Genomic DNA, 4,124 nt, shown 5'->3' with positions numbered 1-4,124 from the left:
TCCAGAGCGCCCTGCCCCGCCTCCCGCAGGGCTGGCACCGGGAGATGGCGCTGCGCCCGGCCGGCGGCCAGTCGTTCTCCGGCGACTTCGTGGTCGCGGCCCGCACCCACGGCGGCCGCACCCTGGAAGTCGTCCTCACCGACGTCTCCGGCAAGGGGATGGACGCCGCCTCCCGCTCCCTGCTGCTCTCCGGTGCCTTCGGCGGCCTGCTCGGCTCACTGCCGCCGCACGGCTTCCTGCCCGCGGCCAACGGCTACCTGCTCCGGCAGAACTGGGACGAGGGCTTCGCCACCTCCATCCACCTCGTCCTCGACCTCGACTCCGGCGACTACGAGCTGTTCTCCGCCGGCCACCTGCCCGCGCTCCAGCTCCACGCCGGCACCGGGCGCTGGGAGGAGAAGGCCGCCGACGGTCCCCTCCTCGGCGTGTACGACGGGGCCGAGTTCCACCCGGTCAAGGGCTCCCTGCGCCCCGGCGACGTCCTCATGCTGTTCACCGACGGCCTGGTCGAGGCCTCCGGCCGGGACATCGCCGAGGGCATCGACCGCCTCACCGGGGAGGCGGACCGCTGCGTCACCGACGGTTTCCAGGGCGTCGCCTGGGACCTCATCGAGGCCGTCGCCAAGGACGTCAACGACGACCGGGCGCTGCTCCTTCTTTCCCGTCGCGCCTGAACGCCCACGCCATGTCCGGTTCCGTGACCGGCTTCATGATCTTCCGCACGAACGGGGTGCACAGCAGCGTCATCACCGCGAGCATCGCCACCGTGATGCCCACCCGGCCCGCCGGGGTCTGGAGCCAGTCGAGCTTGTCGTAGAAGCCGGTGTAGAGGCCGGTACGGATCGGGAAGCCGTGCAGCAGGTAGCCGCAGATGGTGCCCGCGCCGAGGACGGTGAACCAGCGGTTGCCGCCCGGCACGAGCGACAGGAAGGCGGCCGTCAGGAGCAGGGTCAGCAGGAAGAGGACACCGGCCCAGAACAGGCCCGGCAGCACCTCCATGTTCATCTCCTGCACGCTGCGCGACCGGTAGATCCAGTTCAGCGGGACGCGGTCGGTGACGCGGTAGGTGACGACCAGCGTCACGGCGAGCACCACCACGGACGCCACCCGGACCGGCGTCCGGCGCAGCAGGTGGAAGTGCTCCGCCTTCATGCGCAGCCCGATCACGAAGAACGGCAGGAACTGCAGGACCCGGGGCAGGTCGAAGGCGCCGCCGAGACCGGGGGTGACGACGGCGAGGGCCGCGATGCCGACGGAGATCGCCACCGGCCAGCGGACCACCGACCAGAAGGGCGCCGTCACACGCCAGAAGAACAGCGCCAGCAGGAACCACATCAGGTACGAGGGGTGGAGCAGGCTGAACGGCCGGTTCGGCTCGGTGCCCCACCGCATCAGCAGCGTGTACGCGGTCTCGAAGACCACGTACGGCAGGGCGACGCCGGTCAGCAGGCGCTTGAGCTGGTCGGGCCGGCCCGTGTAACTCCGCGACAGGTAGCCCGATATGAGGACGAACACCGGCATGTGGAACACGTATATCCACATGTACAGGGTGCGGGTGGCCTGACTGCCCGCGAGCACCACGGGCAGGATGTGGCCGACGGCCACGAGCAGGATGGCCAGGTACTTCGCGTTGTCGAAGTACGGGTCGCGCACGGAGGGGCGGGGGGCGCGCGCCTCGGGGAGGGGGGCCGTCGCGGGTGACGGCGAGACCGTGGCGCCGGGGCCACTCTGAGCGGTGAACGACATTGCGGTGACGTTAGTTGTGCACCCTCTGTCCCGAAACCATGAGGTGCCGGGGGCTTTTGTCCGGACACATCACCCCGAAAGGGGTGGTGTGGCGGGGAGGGATCCCCCCGAACCGGTGCAATTCGAGCAGGGTTGTACGCCTGTGTGATTTCTCTCTATCTTCTTTGCCCTCCGTGCCCCTCCCGTGCCCCGCACGTCCCCCCTGCGTCCTCCTCCCGTTCGCGAGGGTTCGTCACCACCCGGTGAGGGCAGGCAGGTTGGTGGCACCATGGGAACAACGGGGGGTGTATTCGGACACGTACCCCCCGGTGGACAAGGCGGAACCGACCGAGGGTGTGATCAGTGTGGCCATTTCGCTGTCCGTGGTGCTGCTGTTGGCAGTCATTCTGGTGGTGTTGATCCGCGGCGGGAACCTCAAGGGCGGCCCGGCCGTCGTCGCCGTCCTCTTCGGCTTCTTCCTCGCCTCCACGGGCATGGCCGACGACATCCAGCGCTTCCTGGACTCGATCACGACGACCATCGGCTCCATAAAGTTCTGACCCACCGCACGGAAGCGGGCCCCACCGATCCCGGCGGGGCCCGCGCCCGTGCCCGGGATCAGAAGAGCCGCAGGCCCGCCGGCACGCCGCCGGCGGCCACCGCACCGCCCGGCACCCCACCGCTCCCGACCACCCGCACGGCGAGCCGCCCGAACCGGTCGGCCGTCACCAGATCGACCACCCCGTCCCCGCTCAGATCCCCGGCCGGCACCACGGCCCGCACCCGCCGGCCGTCCCAGCCGGACTCCGCGACCCGCACCCGCGCCACCAGCGCGTACGGCGCGTCGGTGCCGTAGTCGACCCCGGCGAACTCGAGCGTGCCCGCCCGGGTGTCCCGGGCCCAGAAGGTCGCGACAACGGCCCCCGCCTCGGCGCCCGAGGCGACGACCTCCTTCGTCTCCCAGCCGCTCCCGGCCAGCACGACCGGCTCGTCGACGCGGAGCGTCCCCCCGGCGTCGGTGAAGACGTCGAAGAACAGCAGGCGGCCGTCCCGCACCGCCAGGATCCGGGGCGGCTCCGCGTTCCCCCGCGTGACGTCCAGCGAGGTCACACCCGACCAGTCGTACCCCGTGATCTCCACCGCCGCCCCGAAGCCACCGGCGCCGTCACCGGGGTACGCGTACAGCTTCCCGTCCCGCAGGGCCACGATGTCGTTGCGGACGTCGTTCGGCTCCTGGGGCCCGTACCGGTTGATCAGGTGCCCGGCCCGCGCCACGCGCGCGTGCGCCCAGTCACGGCCGTCCACCGTGACCGGCGCGGCGAAACCGCCGCCCTCGCGGCCCGCGAGGAGAGCCAGCCGGCCCTCGGCGTCGACCCCGAGCAGGTCGGGCCGGCCGTCGCCGTCGTGGTCGCCCGACGGCTGAGGGAACGGCGAGGTGATCCAGTAGTCGGCGTACCCGGCCGACCAGCTGTTCCCCGCCCGGTCGTAGGCCCGCGCCCAGAACTGGGCCGGCCCCGAGCCCTCCGGGGTGACGAAGGCCGTCGTCGCCGAACCGTCCGCCCCGACCGCGATCCGCCGCTCGGCGGGGCACTCGGACGTGTCCTCCGCGGAGACCGGAGAAAGGCAGAAGTGGGCGGCCTCCGTCCCGGCGGGCACGCTCACCCGCACCGTACGCACGGTCCCCGCCGGCGCCGCCCCGCTCGGATACGTCTCACCGTCCAGGAACGTCACCGCGGGCGTCGCCGGGGCGGTGTGGTCCGTGCGGAACCCGCAGGGCGCGGTCCACGCGGAGACACCGTCCGCGCTCTCCACCCGCGCCTGCCACCAGTAGGGGCCCTCCTCCGGAACGTTCTCCTTCGGCACCTGGAGCGTCGCCGTCGACCCGGCGAGAGTCGGAACGGCCGCGTCCGTCACCGGAGTCCCCTCCGCGCCCTCCCGCCACAGCCGGAACCGCACCTCGGGCAGGTCACCCGCGGCGCCCTCCCCCGCGACCCGCACGGACAGGACCGGATCCGCGTTCCCCACCCACGGGAGCTCCCCGGAGACCGCGCATCCACCCGGCCCCACCCGCGGGTCGGCCGCCGTGTACGGGTACGCGGCCGCCAGCGCCGTACCGCCCCCCACGGGCCCCGCCAAGCACGCCAGCGCGACCGCGGCGACCACGGACGAGCGTCTTCCGCCTCTCGCGTTCCTCATGTGTCCCTCCCCGGAACGGTGATCAACCCTTCGGTGATCGATCCGGGGACCCTAGCCACTGCCGCGCCGACTCCGCGTGCCGATGACGCTCCTCGGACATCACCGGGCCGGAAAACACCCACGGCCCGGAACGCGGAAGCGTCCGGGCCGTGGGACCGTGGAGCGGGCGACGGGAATCGAACCCGCGTAGCTAGTTTGGAAGA

4 protein-coding genes are annotated in these 4,124 nt (G+C 72.1%); 2 read left to right on the top strand and 2 right to left on the bottom strand.

Going from position 1 to position 4,124, the window contains the following annotated elements:
* The coding region (locus tag RIF68_RS29575) for a PP2C family protein-serine/threonine phosphatase (protein WP_309054349.1) at nt 1–674 on the top strand (674 nt) is incomplete at its 5' end.
* On the opposite strand, the gene RIF68_RS29570 is transcribed toward RIF68_RS29575, so the two are convergent.
* The gene (locus tag RIF68_RS29570) at nt 631–1,746 is read right to left on the bottom strand and encodes an acyltransferase family protein (protein WP_309054348.1); all 1,116 of its coding nucleotides are present in this window, start codon (nt 1,744–1,746) and stop codon (nt 631–633) included. The two genes, RIF68_RS29575 and RIF68_RS29570, sit on opposite strands and share 44 nt — an antisense overlap.
* Before the next feature lie 344 nt (nt 1,747–2,090).
* On the opposite strand from RIF68_RS29570, the gene RIF68_RS29565 reads away from it, so the two are divergent.
* Entirely contained in the window at nt 2,091–2,285 is a 195-nt protein-coding gene (locus RIF68_RS29565; protein ID WP_309054347.1) for a hypothetical protein, read from the top strand.
* A gap of 58 nt (nt 2,286–2,343) precedes the next feature.
* Here RIF68_RS29565 and RIF68_RS29560 read toward each other — a convergent pair whose 3' ends face one another.
* Nucleotides 2,344–3,921, bottom strand: coding sequence for a hypothetical protein (locus RIF68_RS29560; protein ID WP_309054346.1), 1,578 nt, complete (start codon nt 3,919–3,921; stop codon nt 2,344–2,346).
* Between the last annotated feature and the right edge of the window lie 203 nt (nt 3,922–4,124).

The sequence above is a fragment of the Streptomyces sp. genome (genome assembly GCF_031178505.1).
Lineage (GTDB): Bacteria > Actinomycetota > Actinomycetes > Streptomycetales > Streptomycetaceae > Streptomyces > Streptomyces gulbargensis.
Note: the sequence above shows the minus strand (reverse complement) of the source record. Positions and strands in the feature narration are given on the sequence as shown.